Here is a 17,200-nt window from a genome sequence, read left to right on the forward strand (position 1 = left end):
GGTAGAGAATCTAAGGGGATTGGCATGAAAAAGATTCTCACCTCGCTGGCGCTGATCGGCCTTGTGGCCGTTGGCACTGGGGCCGCAGGCACCTGGGCGACCGCCGCCGAAGAGGCACATAATGTGGCCAATCCGACGCATTTCCCGATCGACGAACCGAAGGAAATGGACTGGAGCTTCACCGGCCCGTTCGGCACCTATGACAAGGCGCAGTTGCAGCGCGGCCTGAAAGTCTACAAGGAAGTTTGCTCGGCCTGCCATTCGATGAACCTGGTGGCGTTCCGCACGCTGTCGGACCTCGGCTATTCCGAGGCGCAGATCAAGACGCTGTCGGCCGAGTACACGATCCATGACGGCCCCAACGATGCCGGCGACATGTTCGACCGTCCCGGCAAGCCGTCCGACTATTTCCCGGCGCCATTCGCCAACGAAGCCGCCGCCGCTGCCTCCAATGGTGGTGCCGCTCCGCCCGACATGTCGCTGCTGGCTAAGGCACGCGGCATCGAACGCGGCTTTCCACAATTCGTCTTCGATATCTTCACCCAGTACGACGCCGGTGGCCCCGACTACATCCACTCGCTGCTGACCGGTTACGACCAGACGCCGCCAGCCGGAATGGTCATCCCGGAAGGCACCCACTACAACCCGTACTTCATGTCGGGCGTGTCGCTGAAGATGCCCAAGCCGCTGTCCGACGGCCAGGTGACCTATGATGACGGCGCGCCGCAGACAGTCGACCAGTATTCCCGCGACGTTTCGACCTTCCTGATGTGGGCGGCCGAGCCGCACATGGAGGATCGCAAGAAGACCGGCTTCCGGGTGCTTGTGTTCCTGCTTCTGTTCGGCGCGCTGGTCTATCTTACCAAGCGAAAGGTGTGGGAAGGCGTGGCGCACTAGGGCCACACAATCAAGTGATCGCAAAGGGCGCCGAGAGGCGCCCTTTTGCATTTCCGGAGGCCGGTCATGTCACATGGTCGTCACGGCATTCCGGCGATCCTGTATTGCTCTCATCAAAGGATCGCACTCATGAAAAGATACGTATCGCTCGCGGCAGGCCTACTGCTGCTCATCGTCGGCTCGGCCGCGCAAGCGGAAGACGCCCAGCCCTTCGTCACCAACAAGGATGTCGACCTGACGATGATACTGCCGCCGCCGCCGGCAAACGATTCGGCGCAGACCAAGGCCGAACTCGGCGAAGTGCTGACGCTGCAGGTAACACGCACCCCCGAGATGGTCGCCAGCGCGGTGGCCGACGCCGAGGAGAATGTCTGGCGCTTTGCCGGCGTCATGGGTCCGAAGTTCAACAAGGAGACGCTGCCGAAATTCAGCGCCTTCTTCGATCGCGTGGTGGCCACCGAAGGTGCCGTCGTCGATCCTGCCAAGGACGTTTGGAAACGCCCGCGCCCGCACCAGCTCAGCGATCTCGTCAAGCCGGCGGTCAAGTTGTCGAGCTCCGGTTCCTGGCCGTCCGGCCACGCCACGGTCGGCACCATGATGGGAATCATCCTGTCCGACATGGTTCCGGAAAAGCGTGCCGAGATCATGGCGCGTGCGGCTGAATACGCCCACAATCGTGAGGTCGGCGGTATCCACTATGCGTCCGACGTCGAGATGGGCAGGATTTCCGGCAGCGTCATCGCCGCGGTCCTGCTCAACCGGGACGACTTCAAGGCCGAATATGAAGTTGCCAGGGCCGAGCTTCGTTCCGATCTCGGCATGTAGTCGTCGTCAGTTGGATTTGAACGGGAAGGGGCGCTTCAGACGCTCCTTTTCTGTTTATGCCAGTGCTTAGGCGTAAGTTCGGCAATTAGTCCGTTGGCATCGTGGCATCAGGTTGATATTCGACGCATCGAACAGTGGCGGGAAGCTTGTCCCGCCATGGCCTTTGGAATTCGATGATGCGGCTCAGCGACTGTCACAACTTTTCCGATTTCCGTCGCATGGCGCAGCAGCGGCTGCCGGGGCCGATCTTCAACTACATCGACGGCGCGGCGGATGATGAGGTCACCTATCGCCGCAACACCGAAAGCTTCGAGACCTGCGACCTGGTTCCCAACGTGCTGCATGGAGTGAGCGAGGTCGACATGTCGGTGACGGTTATGGGCCAGAAACTGGCAATGCCGTTCTATTGCTCGCCGACCGCCTTGCAGCGCCTGTTCCACCATCAGGGCGAGCGTGCGGTCGCCAAGGCGGCCGCCAAATATGGCACCATGTTCGGCGTTTCCTCGCTTGGCACCGTCAGCCTCGAAGAGGCGCGCAGGATCAGCAGCAGCCCGCAGGTTTATCAGTTCTATTTCCACCGGGATCGCGGCCTCAACCGGGCAATGATGCAGCGCGCAAAGGCGGTTGGCGTCGAGGTGATGATGCTGACCGTCGACAGCATCACCGGGGGCAACCGAGAGCGCGACAAACGCACCGGCTTTGCCATTCCCTTCAAGCTCAACCTCGCCGGAATGGCGCAGTTCGCGCTCAAACCGGCCTGGGCGATCAACTATTTCACCCATGAGGGGTTCAAGCTGCCGCAGCTCGACGAACATGTCGACATGGGCGGCGGCACGATGTCGATCAGCCGCTACTTCACCGAGATGCTCGATCCGTCGATGACATGGGACGACGTCGCCGAGATGGTCAGACTGTGGTCGGGTCCGTTCTGCCTCAAGGGTGTCATGTCGGTGGAGGATGCCAGGCGCGCCGTCGACATCGGCTGCAGCGGCATTGTGCTGTCGAACCATGGCGGCCGGCAGTTGGATGGCTCGCGGGCGGCATTCGACCAGCTTGCCGAGATCGTCGATGCTGTAGGCGACAGGATCGACGTCATCATGGATGGCGGCGTCCAGCGCGGCACCCATGTGCTGAAGGCGCTGTCGCTCGGCGCCAAGGCTGTGGGCGTCGGCCGCTACTATCTGTTTCCGCTCGCGGCAGCCGGCCAGCCCGGCGTCGAACGGGCGCTTGAGCAGATGCGGGTCGAGATCGAACGCGGCATGAAGCTGATGGGCTGCAGTTCGATCGAACAATTGTCGCGCAACAACCTCCGTTTCAGGTAATCTCGATCCATGAAATCCTCCCTTGAAGACACGCTGCTTGCAGCGATCCGCACCATTCCGGATTACCCCAAGCCCGGCATCCTGTTTCGCGACATCACCACGCTGCTCGGCAATGCGCGCGCATTTCGCCGCGCCATCGACGAACTGGTGCATCCCTATGCCGGCCAGAAGATCGACAAGATCGCCGGCATCGAGGCGCGCGGCTTCATCCTTGGCGGCGCCGTCGCCCATCAGCTCTCAGCCGGCTTCGTACCGATCCGAAAGAAGGGTAAGCTGCCTTTCGAGACAGTACGCGTCGCCTACAGCCTGGAATACGGGCTGGACGAGATGGAGATGCACAAGGACGGCATTGCTCCAGGCGAGAAGGTGATCCTTGTCGACGATCTGATCGCCACCGGCGGCACCGCGGAAGCCGCGGTCAAGCTGCTGCGCCAGATCGGCGCCGACATCCTCGCCGCCTGCTTCGTCATCGACCTGCCGGATTTGGGCGGCCGCGCCAAGCTGGAGGCGCTCGGCGTGCCGGTCAGGACGCTGATTGGGTACGAAGGGCATTGAGGAGCGCTCTGCCTTCTCCCCTTGTGGGAGAAGGTGTCGCCGAAGGCGACGGATGAGGGGTGTTCCAAGAAACGCCAACGCCTCATTCCGCTGGGACACCCCTCAACCGTCTCGGCGCTACGCGCCGATCCACCTTCTCCCACAAGGAGAGAAGGGAAAGTGAAGCTACTCCACCTTCACCAGCACGGCGCTCTCAAACTCCAGCACCTTGGCGCCGGTCGAATCGGAAGCCTCGCATCGCAGCGCCAGCAGTCGCCAGCCGGGGCGTGAGGCGATCGGGCGGTGGGACAGCGCCGTGCGTGTGAAGGTGATGGTTTGTCCGGCATAGACCGGCTTCAGCCATTTCAGGTTCTTGAAACCGGGCGAGGGGCCGAATTCCGGCACCGGGCCGGGGCCGCTCCATGCGGCGATCTCGGCGTCCATGCGGTTTTCTAGATTGAGTTTCATCCAGGTCGCCGCCGTGTGCCAGCCGGACGCGCAGAGCCCGCCGAGTACGCTTTTCTTCGCGGCCTCCTCGTCGATATGGAAGATTTGCGGGTCATATTTGCGGGCGAAGGCCTCGATCGCCTCGGGCTCGAATGTATGCGACCCCAGCGTGACGGTGGTGCCGATGCAGAAGAACTCGTCCAGGGTCATGCCTGATACCCCGCGGCAGTGCGCGTGAGGAACATGACGGAATTCTCAAGCTCGAAGACGCTTTCGCCACGCTGGTTGAACAGCTCGCTGCGCATGGTCACGAAGCCGAGCTGCGGCTTCGATTTCGACAGGCGCTTGGCAATGACCACCAGGGTGCCGGTGAGCTGGTCGCCGGCCAGGACCGGCTTCTTCCATTTGACCTGATCGACGCCGGGCGCGCCCTGACAGGTGGAGTCCAAAAGGAACGCATCGCACAGCATGCGCATGAACATGGCGCAGGTGTGCCAGCCCGAGGCGGCCAGCCCGCCAAGGATGCTGGCCTTGCCGGCTTTCTCGTCGAGATGCATCGGCTGCGGGTCGAATTCTCCGGCGAATTCGATGATCTCGGCGGCGCTCACCAGCTTCGAGCCGAGATCGATCGACGTGCCCTCGATGAAGTCCTCATAGGCCCATGTTTTTATCTCAGCGGTCATACTCTGAAATCCGGCTCACGATCCTGCGATCCCCAGGGATCAGGGTTTCCGGATGCAGGCCGCAGCGCATTTGGTCAAGAGATTTCTATAGCGCCACATTGTGGCTACATGGTCTCTGGCAGGCCAATCAGAGCCAGCCGCGGCGGCGGAAATACCAGAAGGGCAAGATCGCCGACAGCACCATCATGGCGATGGCGAAGGGATAGCCCAGCTCCCATTTCAGCTCGGGAATGACGTCGAAATTCATGCCGTAGATCGAGGCGACCAACGTCGGCGGCAAGAAGATGACGGCGGCGACCGAGAAGATCTTGATGATGGCGTTCTGCTCGATCGAGATCATGCCAAGCGTCGCGTCGAGCAGGAAGGAAATCTTCTGCGACAGGAAGGTGGCGTGGTCGGCGAGCGACAGCACGTCGCGCGACAGCGTCTTGATGCGCGCCTTGGTGTCCTTGCTCATCTTGGTGCGGGTCGAGGCATGGGCGAAAAAGCCGGCCAGGCGCTGCAGCGAGATCAGGCTGTCGCGGATCGAGGAGGCGATGTCCTCCTTGCGGCCGATGGCTTTCAGCAGCTCCTGGAAGTCGCGGTTGCGTTTGGAAACCTTGGTCGACCGCGCCTCGAAGATATCGCGCGAGATCACCTCGATGTCGCGGCCGGCGCGCTCCAGAATATCGGCGAGACGGTCGACAATCGCCTCCAGCAAGCCGATCAGGATGGTGTCGCCGCTGGTGCAGCCGGTCGCCACCTTCTCGGCACGCTGCGGAAAGGTCTTGAAGGCTTTTGGTTCGTGATAGCGCACGGTGATCAGCCTGGTGCCGGCGAGCACGAAGGTGACCGGCGACATCAGGGGATCGTCGATCTCGGTCTGGGCTGGCAGCGTGGCGGTCATGAAATAGGCCCCGTCCTCGACATAGAGGCGGCTCGAAATCTCGATCTCCTCCATCTCCTCGCGCGTCGGAATGGCAACGCCGAGCCAGCTCTCGATCGCAGCTTCCTCTTCCTTGGTCGGATTGAGCAGGTCGGCCCAGACGACATTGTCGCTGTTCGCCAGGAGATCGTCGACAGCGCGCAGGCGATCATTGTCCACGACGAAGGCCTTGATCATCGCCGGTCTCCCTTGCTGGGGCCAAAGGGTGCGTACGGATTGACGCGTCGTGTCGGATTGCATGGTTCCCGGCGCCAGCGCCGACCGTGCGCCTGCCGCTTAGACCCGGGACGTGACAAAATCAAGACAAGCCCGGATCGGCGGATGGCCGCCGGCCGGTCGGAAAACTCGTCGAGAAAGCTTCTCAGACAGCTCGCCGGGATGTTTTGGATACCCGGCTGCTTCAGGCGTCAGGTGTTGAATTTGAACAGCAGGATGTCACCGTCCTGGACGACATATTCCTTGCCTTCGTCGCGCGCCTTGCCGGCTTCCTTGGCCGCCACTTCGCCGCCCAGCGTGATGAAGTCGTTGTAGGCGATGGTCTGGGCGCGGATGAAGCCGCGTTCGAAATCTGTGTGGATGACGCCGGCCGCCTGCGGGGCCTTGTCGCCCTTATGGATGGTCCAGGCGCGCGTCTCCTTCGGCCCGACGGTGAAATAGGTGATGAGGTGCAACAGATCGTAGCCGGCGCGGATCACCTTGTTCAGGCCGGGCTCGTCGAGGCCGAGCGAGGACAGGAATTCCATCTCTTCCTCATCCGAGAGCTGGGCGACTTCGGCCTCGATCGCGGCCGAGATCACCACGGTGCCGGCGCCCTGCGCGGTGGCCATCGTTTCCACGGCCCTGGTGTGCTCGTTGCCGGTGGCGGCGTCGGCTTCGGCGACGTTGCAGACATAGAGCACGGGATGCGAGGTCAGAAGGTTCAAGCCCTGCAGGATGCGCAAATCTTCAGCCGAGATGCCCTTGAGCAGGATGCGGGTCGGCTTGCCGGCTTGCAGCAGTTCGAGCGCTGCCTCCATCATCGGCAGCACGGTGGTCGCTTCCTTGTCCTTGCTGCCGGCGCGCTTGCGGAATTGCACGATGCGGCGCTCGAGGCTGTCGAGGTCGGCGAGCATCAGCTCGGTTTCGACCGTCTCGGCATCGGCCACCGGGTCGATGCGGCCCTCGACATGGGTGATGTCGTCATCCTCAAAGCAGCGCAACACATGCACGATGGCGTCGACCTCGCGGATGTTGGCGAGGAACTGGTTGCCCAGCCCTTCGCCCTTCGAGGCGCCGCGCACCAGGCCGGCAATGTCGACGAAGGAGATGCGGGTCGGGATGATCTCCTTCGACTTGCCGATGGCGGCGATCTTCTGCAGGCGCGGGTCGGGCACCGCCACTTCGCCGGTGTTCGGTTCGATGGTGCAGAACGGATAGTTGGCGGCTTGCGCCGCAGCCGTCCTGGTCAACGCGTTGAAAAGCGTCGACTTGCCGACGTTGGGCAAGCCAACGATGCCGCATTTGAAACCCATTTTTGTCCGGTCCTATCGGGAAACTCTAAATTTGATCAGGGCTATGAGCGATAGGGGTGATCAACGTCAAGCCCTTCGGTCCCTTTGAAGCTCAGTCCTTGCCGCCGAACAGCTTCTTCAGCATGGCCGCCATCGGGCCGGATTCCGGCAGCTTGGCGGGCGCCTGCTGCGGCCGGGCCTGGCGGATGTGGCTTTGCTGTTTGGGGCCTTGCTGCTTCGGCGCCGGCTTTTCCGGTTCCGAGCCGGCCTTGCCCTGGACGGCGAGGCTGGCCTTGTTCATGAAGCCGGACTCGTCGCCTTTGGCGATCATGGCGGCGTTGTCGGCGATCGCGTCGAGCAGGGGTTCGAGCCATTCGCGGTCGGCCTTGGCAAAATCGCCGAGCACATGATGCTGGACCATTTCCTTGACGCCGGGATGGCCGACGCCGATGCGGACGCGGCGGTAGGCGTTGCCGACATGGCCGTCGATCGAGCGGATGCCGTTATGGCCGCCGGCGCCGCCGCCGGTCTTGATGCGCAGCTTGCCTTCGGCAAGGTCGATCTCGTCATAAAAGACGGTGAGTGCGGAAAGCTCGAGCTTGTAGAAGCGCAGTGCTTCGCCGACCGACTGGCCGGACAGGTTCATGAAGGTCTGCGGCTTGATCAGGACGATTTTTTCGCCGCCGAGCGTGCCCTCGGAAATCAGGCCCTGGAACTTCTTCGACCAGGGCGAAAAGGAATGGCGGCGGGCGATTGCGTCCGCCGCCATGAAACCGACATTGTGGCGGTTGTTGGCATATTTCGCGCCCGGATTGCCGAGGCCTGCAAAGACAAGCATCGTCTGCTCCGGGCGGGAAAGAGTTACTTCTCTTCGGCGGCAGGAGCCGCTTCAGGTGCAGCCACTTCAGCCGTTTCTTCCGTCTCCGGCTTCATCGCCGACGAACCGGCAATGGTCGCGATGGTGAAGTCGCGGTCGGAGATCACAGGCTTGACGCCAGCCGGCAGCACAACCGCCGAGATGTGGATCGAGTCGCCAATGTTGGCGCCGGTGAGATCGACGGTGATGAATTCCGGGATCGCATTGGCCGGGCAGTGGAACTCGACTTCGTGACGCACGATGTTGAGCACGCCGCCGCGCTTGATGCCGGGCGACTTGTCTTCATTGATGAAGTGGACAGGCACGTCGACATTGACTTCGGTGTCCTTGCCGATGCGCAGGAAGTCGACATGGACAGGGAAATCCTTGACCGGGTCGAGCTGGAAGTCCTTCGGCAGGACCTGGATCTTCTTGCCGTCGACATCGATCGTGGCGACCGTGGTCAGAAACCCGCCGCCATGGATCTTGTAGTAGATGTCCTTGTAGGTGAGCGCGATAGCCAGGGGAGGCTGTTTGTCACCATAAATTACTGCAGGCACTTTACCGTTGCGGCGAACTGCACGGGCGGACCCCTTACCGACCTGTTCGCGTGCTTCGGCCTTGAGCTCGTAAGTGTCGTGGCTCATGGCATTTCCTTTCGGTTTGTTCTGGAGCGCTCACGGTTGCAGAGTGCCTGGACCGTAAACGTCGAAAGCCGCCGGGTGAGGCGGCCTTCCGCCGCGTTGCCTCCAAGGGTGTCTACGCGGGTGGCGGCTCTATAGCGGAAGGCGGCCGGAGGTGCAAGCCAAAGGCACGTCCGGCGCTCTGCAGCCCAGGCGCGTGCTATCCGCGCTTTTCGATGACGGCATAGAGCACGTTGCGGTTCTCGCCGAAGAACACCTGCGCCTCGACGGTGTTGCGGTCGACGCTGGCATTGACGATGTTCCACATATCGACCTCCGATCGCAGCAGCAACACCCAGTCCATGAACGTCTCCCTGTAGCCGGCGTCAGGCGTGCCCTCGGCGTAGTTCGCGAACAGGAAGGTGCCGTTCGGCTTCAACATCTGCAGGCATGTTTTCGTGAGTTTCACGGCGACGTTGTGTGCGAGGTAGTCGTAAAGACCTGAGGCGTAGATGAAGTCGAACTTGCCGAGCTTGTGGCCCCGCGTGAGCACGGTTCGCACCGAGCCGTCGATGGCCTCGATCGCGGTGCCCTGGAAGTCGCGCGCGATCAATCCGACGCTCTGGGGATCCTGGTCGAGCGCAACCCAACGCTTGAGACGGCCTTCCGCCAGGGCGACCGAGCGATTGGCCTCCCGCAAATGGCCGGCCGCGATCGCCAGGACCTCGGTTTCCGGTCCGTTCTTGGCCGCGATTTCATCGACATATCGGGTCAGGAGATCGCGGCGTTCCCGCGCCGCGACGCATGACGGAACGTTCTGGGTATGGCTGTACAGGGCCTTGCCGATCTCCGAGGCGTTCGCCACGCTCTCCGCCACGTGGGGATCACAATAGATGTAGTCGAGCAACTGCGCGTCGCCGGAATACCCCCTGGGCTTGGTGAAGGACCAGTGCGTCAGCGGATCCTCGAGAAAATACTTCAGGATCGGGTGGTTCTGCGCCACCGGTATCAATGCATGCCAAACGTCGGGATGAACCTTGGAACGCAGCGCGTTGAGATACGACAGCAGGCGACCGACGATCTCGGCGGGATCCTTGCTTTGTTCGATCTGCTGGTGTGTCGCGTGGAGAATGAGCGCCAGTTCCGCACGAGCGGTTTCGAACGCTTCACCATGATGCTCGAGCTTTCCTCGAGGGAGGCTGCCGGCCAGCATCTCGGCAGTAATCAAGCTTTTGCCATCAAGAACGGTCTGCACGCCATCACTCCATAGTTAACAGTCAGTTAACTTATCGCGTAGAATGCTCCATTTGCCAATGTCGGGCCGGGGGCATTTTATCGGTATGATTAATTTCCCGCAAACCATGTTCGTTGGTTAGTCAGCTTCCGAGCCGGATTCCGGGTTCGAGTTAACGGAAACTTGTCTTGCGCGATTGCATTTGTTTGCCCGGCGTCGCAATCGCCGTCGCGTCTCAAGGAGCCGGCCCGCGTGGGGGCAGAAGCAGGAAATGAGTTCGGAAAACAAAATCCCCTTCAGACAGGGTCTATTGTGATGGACGAACATGTTTCGCCCATATTGGCCGATACGGTTGATGCTGAACCATACGAGGCGCGCTACGAACTGGGGGCCGACGAGCTCCGCACCCTTTACCGCACGGAAGCGCAGGCGACGCGAAGAGGGGAGGCCCGGCCAGGGCTTTGGATCGCCGTCGCTATCTATCTCTTGTTTTCGGCAACCGATCTGCTGCTGATCCCGGATGTGGCCGCCTATACGATCATGGCGCGCTTCGCGGTCGGATTGAGCGCGCTCTTGATCCTGGAAGCACAGCTTCGCCGCGGCGTCGGAACGGAATGGCTCGACATGACTTGCGCCGGGGCCATCATCTTTGGCTATGTCGGTTGGTTGTGTCCGGCGGTTTTGGGTGCTGACAAAGAAAGTGTCTCATACTATATGGTCTTTGGGACCATATTCATGATGAGTGCCAATCTTTTCTTCACGTTCAATTTCAAGCTTTCTATTGTAACCTCTGCAATAATATTATGTATACTTTATGTCGTGAATTACTTCGTGCCTTCTACGTTGACATACAAGATGGTATTTGGGGCGTTCTACGTTTCCTGTTTCACGTTCACCTCATATGTGAACTGGAAACTGAATGAGGAACGCTACAACGTCTTCCTGAACGCCCTGGAAGCCAAGATCCAGCACAATGAGGCGACCGAACGCGGCAAGGCCCTGCTGAGATTGTCGCGGACCGATCCGCTTACGGGTCTGGAGAACCGGCGGGCGATCGACGAGAAACTGCGGGATTACTGGAGCGACTGGCAAAGGGTCGGTACCAGTTTCGGGGCGATCCTCATCGACGTGGACTTCTTCAAGAAGTTCAATGACTGCTACGGCCATCAAGAAGGCGACCGCTGCCTGATCCATGTCGCCAATGCCCTTAGCGAAATGATCAAACAGTACAACGGCTCCATCGGCCGCTATGGCGGCGAAGAGTTCATCGTCCTGGCTCGGATGGAGAAAAAAGAGCAGATCCTGGACATAGCGGAAGCCATCTGCAGCACGGTGGAGAATTTGGCGCTGACCCACGAGCTGCGGCGCGACGGGGTCTCGATCGTGACGGTGAGCGTTGGCGCCGCATTCACCAGGACGCAGACCGGCGCCAAGCTGGAGAAGATCATCCACGAGGCCGATCGCGCGCTCTATCTGGCGAAAGCCGGTGGTCGAAACTGTGCTCGGCTGTTCGATCCAACCGATCCCCAGAGCAGCGACGAGAGCGAGAACATTGCGGCCTTGCTGAAGATCGCGATCGGCCAGAATCTCGTTTCACTCGTTTATCAACCTATCCAGGACGTCAAGACGGACCGGGTTGAAGCGGTAGAGGCTCTGATGCGCCTCAAAATGCTGGACGGCACATCGGTTCCGCCGAGCCTTTTCATTCCCGTCGCCGAACGAACCGGCGCGATCCTGGAACTCGGGCGCTGGGCAATAAGGACGGTGTGCGCCGAGCTCCTGGCGGACGATCACGTCCGTGTCGTCAGCGTCAACGTCTCCCCAATCCAGCTCAAGACACCTGGCTTCGCAACGTCTGTCGCGACCATTCTGGGCGAGACCGGCGTCGCCGGCAGCAGGCTGGCCTTCGAGATCACCGAAGGGCTGGAGATGGAGATGCACTCGGACATTCTGCGCTGCATCAGCGACCTGAAGCTGCTCGGGATCAAGATATGGCTTGATGATTTTGGGACGGGCTTCGCGGGCCTTTCGTGGCTTCGTCTGATCGATTTCGATACAGTGAAGATCGACCGCTCGTTTCTGCACGACTGCGGCTCCCCGAGCGGCAAGGCGATGCTCCAGGACATCATTACCCTGGTCCGAAATCGCGGCCACAAAATCCTAGTCGAAGGGGTGGAAACCGACGAGCAGATGGCCCTTATGCGCGAATTCGGCATAGACAAGATCCAGGGCTTTCATGTCGGCCGCCCCGCTCCCGCCGTCAGTTTCCAGGCAAAGCGGCCCATCCGCAAACGCCCATTTACGGTCCTTAAGTCCGCGTGATGACGGTGTGGCGGTAGCGTCGCGATTTTGGGTTAGGCCGCCATTGGGCTTCCATGGTTTCAAGGCTCGGTCCAACTGACTTTATCCGATCATCGCGTCAGCCTTCAGTTTTCCGGCATCCATCTAGCCTAGAGCGGATGCGGCTGGACGCAATTCCCAAGGGAAAGCGCTATGCTTTCCCGGGAAAAGCATTATCTACTTTTTCGGGAATTGCTTTAGGCTCCGGTGTCGTGACAGCGGGGAACCAAGATTCCGAAGCCCACCTTCCTTGAGATCGCCCGCCGCGCCGGGGTCGGCACCGCGACGGTCGAGCGCGTGCTGAACGGCAGGGGTGGAGTCAGGCCCGCTACCGTCGAGAAGGTCGTCGCCGCCGCGCGCTCGCTTGACTATCCGCGTCGCCTGCCGGAAGCTCATCGCGGCGTGATCAGGATAGAGGTCATCCTGGTCCGTCCTGACGCCACCTTCTTTGCCCGGCTGGCGCGTGCCTTCGAGCGCATCGCCGCAACGCTCGATCGGACGATTGCCGTCCATCGGACGTTTCTCGACGAGACAGATCCAGCTGCTATCGCTCGGCGGATTCTCGACCCCGAGATGCGTAGGGCGGCCTTGATCCTCGCGGTTCCCGATCACCCATTGGTTGGCGCTGCCCTCAGGCAGCTGGAAGCGCAAAACATCCCGACGGTGCAGATTGTGACGCAGATTTCCGCGACCTCCGGCTCCTATGTCGGCATCGACAATTACGCTGCCGGGCGCATGGCTGGCCTGCTGATGTCGCGCATGCAGAGGCGAGCGGGCAAGGTGGTCGCCCTTTGCCACAGCCAGATCTACCGCGTGCACCGCGACCGCGTGCGCGGTTTCTTCGACTATCTGATGGAGGCCGGTGGCGCAGACTTCGAGTCGGTGGCAGCTCTTTTCGGCCATGACGAAGGTGATCGCAACGCAGGGCAATTGGTCGAAGCGCTGACGCGGTGGCCGGACCTTGTGGGGCTATACAATGCCGGTGGCGCCAACGCGGCACTCAACGACGTGCTGCGGCGCCACCCGCTGGGGCGCGGGATTTTCTTCGTCGGCCACGAACTCACCGAGCGCAGCACTCGTGCCTTGCGAGAAGGCATCATGGATGTCGTGCTCGACCAGGCGCCGGAGGCGCAGGCGAGGCGCGCCATGGATTTGGTGCTGGCGATACTCAACCTGCACGACCTGCCGGTGGACAATCCGCCGATCCGTTTCGTTACCTTCACCGCCGAGAACCTTTGATCTGATTTGATCAAGGAACAAGCGGCCTCGGGCCTGCCGCAATGGTATCTCCTCTCGCAAACGGGAGGGTGACAAGTGACCAGACGGCTGACGGCCTACGATCTCAGGAGTGCCAAGGGCGGCCGCAAATGGCTGCAACTTCATGTCGACACGCCGGCCGAGGCGGCGGCGGCAGTCACCTGCGACATCGTCATCCTTTCCTGCGAGCCCGACCACAATCTGGAATTGATCCGTCAGGCGGCGCCTTTCGCCTTCCTCTCGGTGGGCATGCCACATGGCGCGGTCGCTTCGCCGGAAGAGGCGGTGCGGCTCGGCTTCGCCATGCTGCGGCGCGGCGCCGACGCCGTCTATTGCTCGCATTCGCCGCGCTTCATCGAAGCGATGGCGGCGGAGGGCATTCCGGTTACAGGCCATGTCGGCCTGGTGCCGAACCGAGCCACCTGGACGAATTTTCGCGCCGTTGGAAAGACGGCCGAAGAAGCCTTCAAGGTACTGCGCGCCGTCAAGGATCTGGAGAATGCAGGTGCGGCCTGTATCGAGGTCGAGGTGGTGCCGGTGCGGCTGGCCGAGCACATCACGCGCGCGACCCCGCTGATCACCATGGGCATGGGCTGCGGCTCGGCCTGTGACACGCAATATCTGTTTTCCAGCGACGTGCTGGGCACACATTCCGGCCACTATCCACGCCATGCCAAGCGCTATGCTGACTTCGTCACGCTGGAGGCGGAGTTACAGGAAAAACGCGTCGCCGCCTTCCGCGCCTTCGGCCGCGATGTGGCTGAAGGCAGCTATCCCGAAGCACAGCACCAGGTGGACATGGACGATGCCGCCTATGACCGCTTCCTGACCCTTTCCCAATCCCTGTGAGACCAGCATGGACGACCTGAAATACGGCAAACGCAACAAGCGCGGCGACTGGGCACCGGGCGAACCGGCCGGCACCGCGCCGCTGTTCGTCATGCCGCCGCGCCCTTTGGCGTTGCTGAAATGGCTGCCGCACTATTTCCTGCCCTACAATCTGCTGTTCGCGCTCTTGGCGGTGGCCTGGTGGCACTTCGTTCTGCCCGACGTCGAATTGATGAAGACGCCTTCCTGGGGCTGGATCATCCGGCTCTTCCTCGTCAATTGCGCTGCCCTCTTGCTATTCTTCGGCGTCTTCGAACTCAGGCTCTACATTCTGCGAGCTCAGGGCAACCGCTTCAAATACAACGGCAAATGGCCGTCGGAGCAGAAGAGCAAGGCTTTTTTCTTCGGCAACCAGAACATCGACAACATGCTGCGCACCTTCGGTACCGGCATGCCGATCTGGACGGCGATCGAGGTGGCGATCCTCTGTGCCCATGCCAATGGATATGTCCCGTGGCTGACCTTTGCCGAACACCCTGTCTACCTGTTCTTGCTGGCGCTAGTGGTGCCGGTCATCCACGAGACTCATTTCTTCCTGCTGCACCGGGCGATCCACTGGCCGCCGCTCTACAAATGGGTGCATTCGGTGCACCACAATTCGGTGAACCCGTCGCCCTGGTCGTCGCTGTCGATGCACCCGGTCGAGCAGTTCGGCTATCTCGGGGTTGCATTCTGGCATTTGATCATCCCCTCGAACCCACTGCTGGCTCTCTATCAGCTCCACTATGCCGGCTTCGGCGCCATCCCCGGCCATCTCGGCTTCGACAAGGTCGAACTCGGTGAGGACACGGCGGTCGATAGCCATGCCTACATCCACTACCTCCACCACAAATATTTCGAGGTGAACTACGGCGACGGTCTCATCCCGTTCGACCGGTGGTTGGGCACTTTCCACGACGGCAGCATGGAAGGCGAGGCCCGCATGCAAGCCCGCTACGAAAGGAAGAAGGCGCGCGCCAACGCCGACGCGGCGAGGTAGCGGCGCCACCTATCAGGCATCCCGCAAGGGCCGGCATTCAAGAAAGGGGTGAGCCGGCACTCCGGATCAGAGGGAGGAAACTCGTGAAGAAGCTTCTTATTTCCACGGCACTCGCCACCATGCTCGCCGCGACTCTGTCCACCAGCGCCTTTGCCGCCAAGATCGGCGTCAGCATCGTCAACTTCGACAACAATTTTCAGACGTTGCTGAGGGACGGCATGCAGGCCCGCGCCAAGGAGAAGGGCGCCGGCATCCAGGTCGAGGACGCGCAGAACGACGTCGCCAAGCAGCTCGACCAGGTCAAGAACTTCATCGCCAGCGGCGTCGACGCCATCATCGTCACGCTGGTCGACACCAATGCGTCAAGGACGCTCAGCGAAGAGGCAGCCAAGGCTGGCATTCCCCTGGTCTTCGTCAACCTCGAACCGAGCGACATGGCGAACCTGCCGGAGAAGCAGGTCTATGTCGGTTCTAACGAAGTGGAGTCCGGCACGCTGGAAGCGTTCGAAGTCTGCAAGATGCTGCGCGCCAAAGGCAAGTCGGCAGGCGCCAACGCCTACATCGTCATGGGCAGCCTCGTGCATCAGGCGGCACTTCAGCGCACGAAGGATGTCGAGCAGATCTTCGCCACCGACATGTGCAACTTCATCAAGATCGTCGACAAGCAGTCGTCCGAATGGTCGCGCGACAATGCGCAGAACCTGATGACCAACTGGCTGACCGCCGGCGGCGCGCCGGACGCCGTCATCGCCAACAATGACGAATCCGCTATTGGCGCCATCCTGGCGCTGAAGGCCAACGGCGTCGACATGAGGAATGTCGTCGTCGGCGGCATCGACGCCACGCAGGACGGGTTGCAGTCGATGAAGGCCGGCGATCTTTCTGTGACGGTGTTCCAGAACGCCAAGGGGCAGGGCGGCGGCGGTGTCGACGCGGCCCTTGCGCTGGCCAAGGGCGAGAAGGTCGACCGCGTGGTCTACGTGCCGTTCGAGCTGGTGACGCCGGCCAACGCGGCCGACTACCTCAACAAGAACTAATCCCAGGACGGGGCCTCTGGGCGGCTGTCATTGCCGTTCCGGAGGCCCGACCGCAACTCATAGAGGAAAAAATGTCCAGCTGGATCACGGTCTGCGGCCTTGACGATATCGAACAGGAAGGTGCCCGCCGTTTCGATCATGAAGGCCGCACCTACGCGGTCTTCCGCTCACCGGTTGACGAGGTCTTTTGCACGGACGGCCTGTGCACACATGGGGCCGTCCATCTCGCCGACGGGCTGGTCATGGACTACGAGGTTGAATGCCCCAAGCATGCAGGCGCCTTCGACTATCGCACCGGTGCGGCAAAGCGCCTGCCGCCTTGCGTGAATCTCAAGACCTATCCGGCAAGAGTCGAAGCCGGCGCGGTGCTGATCGCCATCAGCCAATAACGGGGCGAAGTCGGCACCCGGCTGACTAGCGGTCGCCGCTCAATGCGGCGCGCAACGCCTGGATCTTTCGATTCAGGGCATCGAGCTCAGCCAGCGTCATGCCCGAGCGCTCGATCAAGGTCTCGTTCAGACAGTTGCACTGGACCAGCAGCGCGCGTCCGCCTGATGTCAGATCGACCTGCACCTGGCGCTCGTCGGTTTGGCTGCGCTGGCGCGTCACCAGCCCAGCCTGCTCCATTCGCTTCACCAGCGGCGTGATGGTGCTCGATTCCAAAGCGAGCCTGTGCGCGACCGTGCCGACCGACATGCCGTCGGCCTCTGCCAGGGCGTTGAGCACGAGATACTGCGGATAGGTGATGCCCATTTCGTCCAGCATCGGCTTGTAGGTGCGATTGATCGCCATGCTGGTGGCATAGAGCGTGAAACAGAGCTGATTGTCCAACGGGAGAGGCACGGCGCATTCCTTTTGCCGAT

Annotated in this window: 18 protein-coding genes; 10 read left to right on the forward strand and 8 right to left on the reverse strand. The window is 61.4% G+C overall.

All coding sequences use genetic code 11. From position 1 onward, the window contains the following. Window positions 1-24: 24 nt before the first annotated feature. From ACSQ3L_RS11540 to ACSQ3L_RS11555, 4 genes are all read left to right on the forward strand, one after another. On the forward strand, window positions 25-897 hold the full coding sequence (locus tag ACSQ3L_RS11540; protein WP_436160056.1) for a cytochrome c1: 873 nt from the start codon (window positions 25-27) through the stop codon (window positions 895-897). A 129-nt stretch (window positions 898-1,026) separates the two neighbouring features. Then, window positions 1,027-1,722 carry an acid phosphatase gene (locus ACSQ3L_RS11545; protein ID WP_436160057.1) on the forward strand — a complete coding sequence of 232 codons (696 nt, stop codon included), beginning with the start codon at window positions 1,027-1,029 and terminating at the stop codon, window positions 1,720-1,722. A gap of 176 nt (window positions 1,723-1,898) precedes the next feature. Then, window positions 1,899-3,044, forward strand: coding sequence for an alpha-hydroxy acid oxidase (locus tag ACSQ3L_RS11550; protein WP_436160058.1), 1,146 nt, complete (start codon window positions 1,899-1,901; stop codon window positions 3,042-3,044). A 9-nt stretch (window positions 3,045-3,053) separates the two neighbouring features. After that, the gene (locus ACSQ3L_RS11555; protein ID WP_436160059.1) at window positions 3,054-3,599 is read left to right on the forward strand and encodes an adenine phosphoribosyltransferase; all 546 of its coding nucleotides are present in this window, start codon (window positions 3,054-3,056) and stop codon (window positions 3,597-3,599) included. 165 nt (window positions 3,600-3,764) lie between these two features. Here the strand turns inward: ACSQ3L_RS11555 and ACSQ3L_RS11560 are convergent, their stop codons facing one another. From ACSQ3L_RS11560 to ACSQ3L_RS11590, 7 genes are all read right to left on the reverse strand, one after another. After that, the gene (locus tag ACSQ3L_RS11560; RefSeq protein WP_436160060.1) at window positions 3,765-4,235 is read right to left on the reverse strand and encodes a MaoC family dehydratase; all 471 of its coding nucleotides are present in this window, start codon (window positions 4,233-4,235) and stop codon (window positions 3,765-3,767) included. Continuing rightward, the gene (locus ACSQ3L_RS11565; protein WP_436160061.1) at window positions 4,232-4,708 is read right to left on the reverse strand and encodes a MaoC family dehydratase; all 477 of its coding nucleotides are present in this window, start codon (window positions 4,706-4,708) and stop codon (window positions 4,232-4,234) included. The genes ACSQ3L_RS11560 and ACSQ3L_RS11565 overlap by 4 nt, the downstream gene beginning before the upstream one ends. A 127-nt stretch (window positions 4,709-4,835) precedes the next feature. Then, window positions 4,836-5,810, reverse strand: a complete 975-nt coding sequence (gene corA, locus ACSQ3L_RS11570; protein ID WP_436160062.1) for a magnesium/cobalt transporter CorA — start codon at window positions 5,808-5,810, stop codon at window positions 4,836-4,838. Window positions 5,811-6,040: 230 nt separating this feature from the next. Beyond that, window positions 6,041-7,144, reverse strand: coding sequence for a redox-regulated ATPase YchF (ychF, locus tag ACSQ3L_RS11575; RefSeq protein ID WP_436160063.1), 1,104 nt, complete (start codon window positions 7,142-7,144; stop codon window positions 6,041-6,043). 91 nt (window positions 7,145-7,235) lie between these two features. Further along, window positions 7,236-7,961, reverse strand: coding sequence for an aminoacyl-tRNA hydrolase (gene pth, locus ACSQ3L_RS11580; protein ID WP_436160064.1), 726 nt, complete (start codon window positions 7,959-7,961; stop codon window positions 7,236-7,238). A 23-nt stretch (window positions 7,962-7,984) separates the two neighbouring features. Continuing rightward, the gene (locus tag ACSQ3L_RS11585; protein WP_436160065.1) at window positions 7,985-8,626 is read right to left on the reverse strand and encodes a 50S ribosomal protein L25/general stress protein Ctc; all 642 of its coding nucleotides are present in this window, start codon (window positions 8,624-8,626) and stop codon (window positions 7,985-7,987) included. Between the two features lie 196 nt (window positions 8,627-8,822). After that, window positions 8,823-9,857, reverse strand: a complete 1,035-nt coding sequence (locus ACSQ3L_RS11590; RefSeq protein WP_436160066.1) for a class I SAM-dependent methyltransferase — start codon at window positions 9,855-9,857, stop codon at window positions 8,823-8,825. A gap of 294 nt (window positions 9,858-10,151) precedes the next feature. Here ACSQ3L_RS11590 and ACSQ3L_RS11595 point away from each other — a divergent pair, with 294 nt between their 5' ends. From ACSQ3L_RS11595 to ACSQ3L_RS11620, 6 genes are all read left to right on the forward strand, one after another. Continuing rightward, window positions 10,152-12,158, forward strand: a complete 2,007-nt coding sequence (locus ACSQ3L_RS11595; protein WP_436160067.1) for a putative bifunctional diguanylate cyclase/phosphodiesterase — start codon at window positions 10,152-10,154, stop codon at window positions 12,156-12,158. Between the two features lie 249 nt (window positions 12,159-12,407). Continuing rightward, entirely contained in the window at window positions 12,408-13,415 is a 1,008-nt protein-coding gene (locus ACSQ3L_RS11600) for a LacI family DNA-binding transcriptional regulator (protein ID WP_436163414.1), read from the forward strand. A 75-nt stretch (window positions 13,416-13,490) separates the two neighbouring features. After that, complete coding sequence (locus ACSQ3L_RS11605; RefSeq protein WP_436160068.1) at window positions 13,491-14,282, forward strand: 3-methyl-2-oxobutanoate hydroxymethyltransferase; 792 nt, start codon at window positions 13,491-13,493, stop codon at window positions 14,280-14,282. Between the two features lie 7 nt (window positions 14,283-14,289). Continuing rightward, window positions 14,290-15,300 carry a sterol desaturase family protein gene (locus ACSQ3L_RS11610; protein WP_436160069.1) on the forward strand — a complete coding sequence of 337 codons (1,011 nt, stop codon included), beginning with the start codon at window positions 14,290-14,292 and terminating at the stop codon, window positions 15,298-15,300. Between the two features lie 83 nt (window positions 15,301-15,383). Further along, window positions 15,384-16,337 (forward strand): sugar ABC transporter substrate-binding protein, encoded by a 954-nt coding sequence (locus ACSQ3L_RS11615; protein ID WP_436160070.1) that lies wholly within the window; start codon window positions 15,384-15,386, stop codon window positions 16,335-16,337. A 71-nt stretch (window positions 16,338-16,408) separates the two neighbouring features. After that, entirely contained in the window at window positions 16,409-16,726 is a 318-nt protein-coding gene (locus ACSQ3L_RS11620) for a MocE family 2Fe-2S type ferredoxin (protein WP_436160071.1), read from the forward strand. Window positions 16,727-16,751: 25 nt separating this feature from the next. On the opposite strand, the gene ACSQ3L_RS11625 is transcribed toward ACSQ3L_RS11620, so the two are convergent. After that, the gene (locus ACSQ3L_RS11625; protein ID WP_436160072.1) at window positions 16,752-17,180 is read right to left on the reverse strand and encodes a MarR family winged helix-turn-helix transcriptional regulator; all 429 of its coding nucleotides are present in this window, start codon (window positions 17,178-17,180) and stop codon (window positions 16,752-16,754) included. Between the last annotated feature and the right edge of the window lie 20 nt (window positions 17,181-17,200).

This window comes from Mesorhizobium sp. LjRoot246, from assembly GCF_964254115.1.
In the GTDB taxonomy this organism is placed as follows: domain Bacteria; phylum Pseudomonadota; class Alphaproteobacteria; order Rhizobiales; family Rhizobiaceae; genus Mesorhizobium.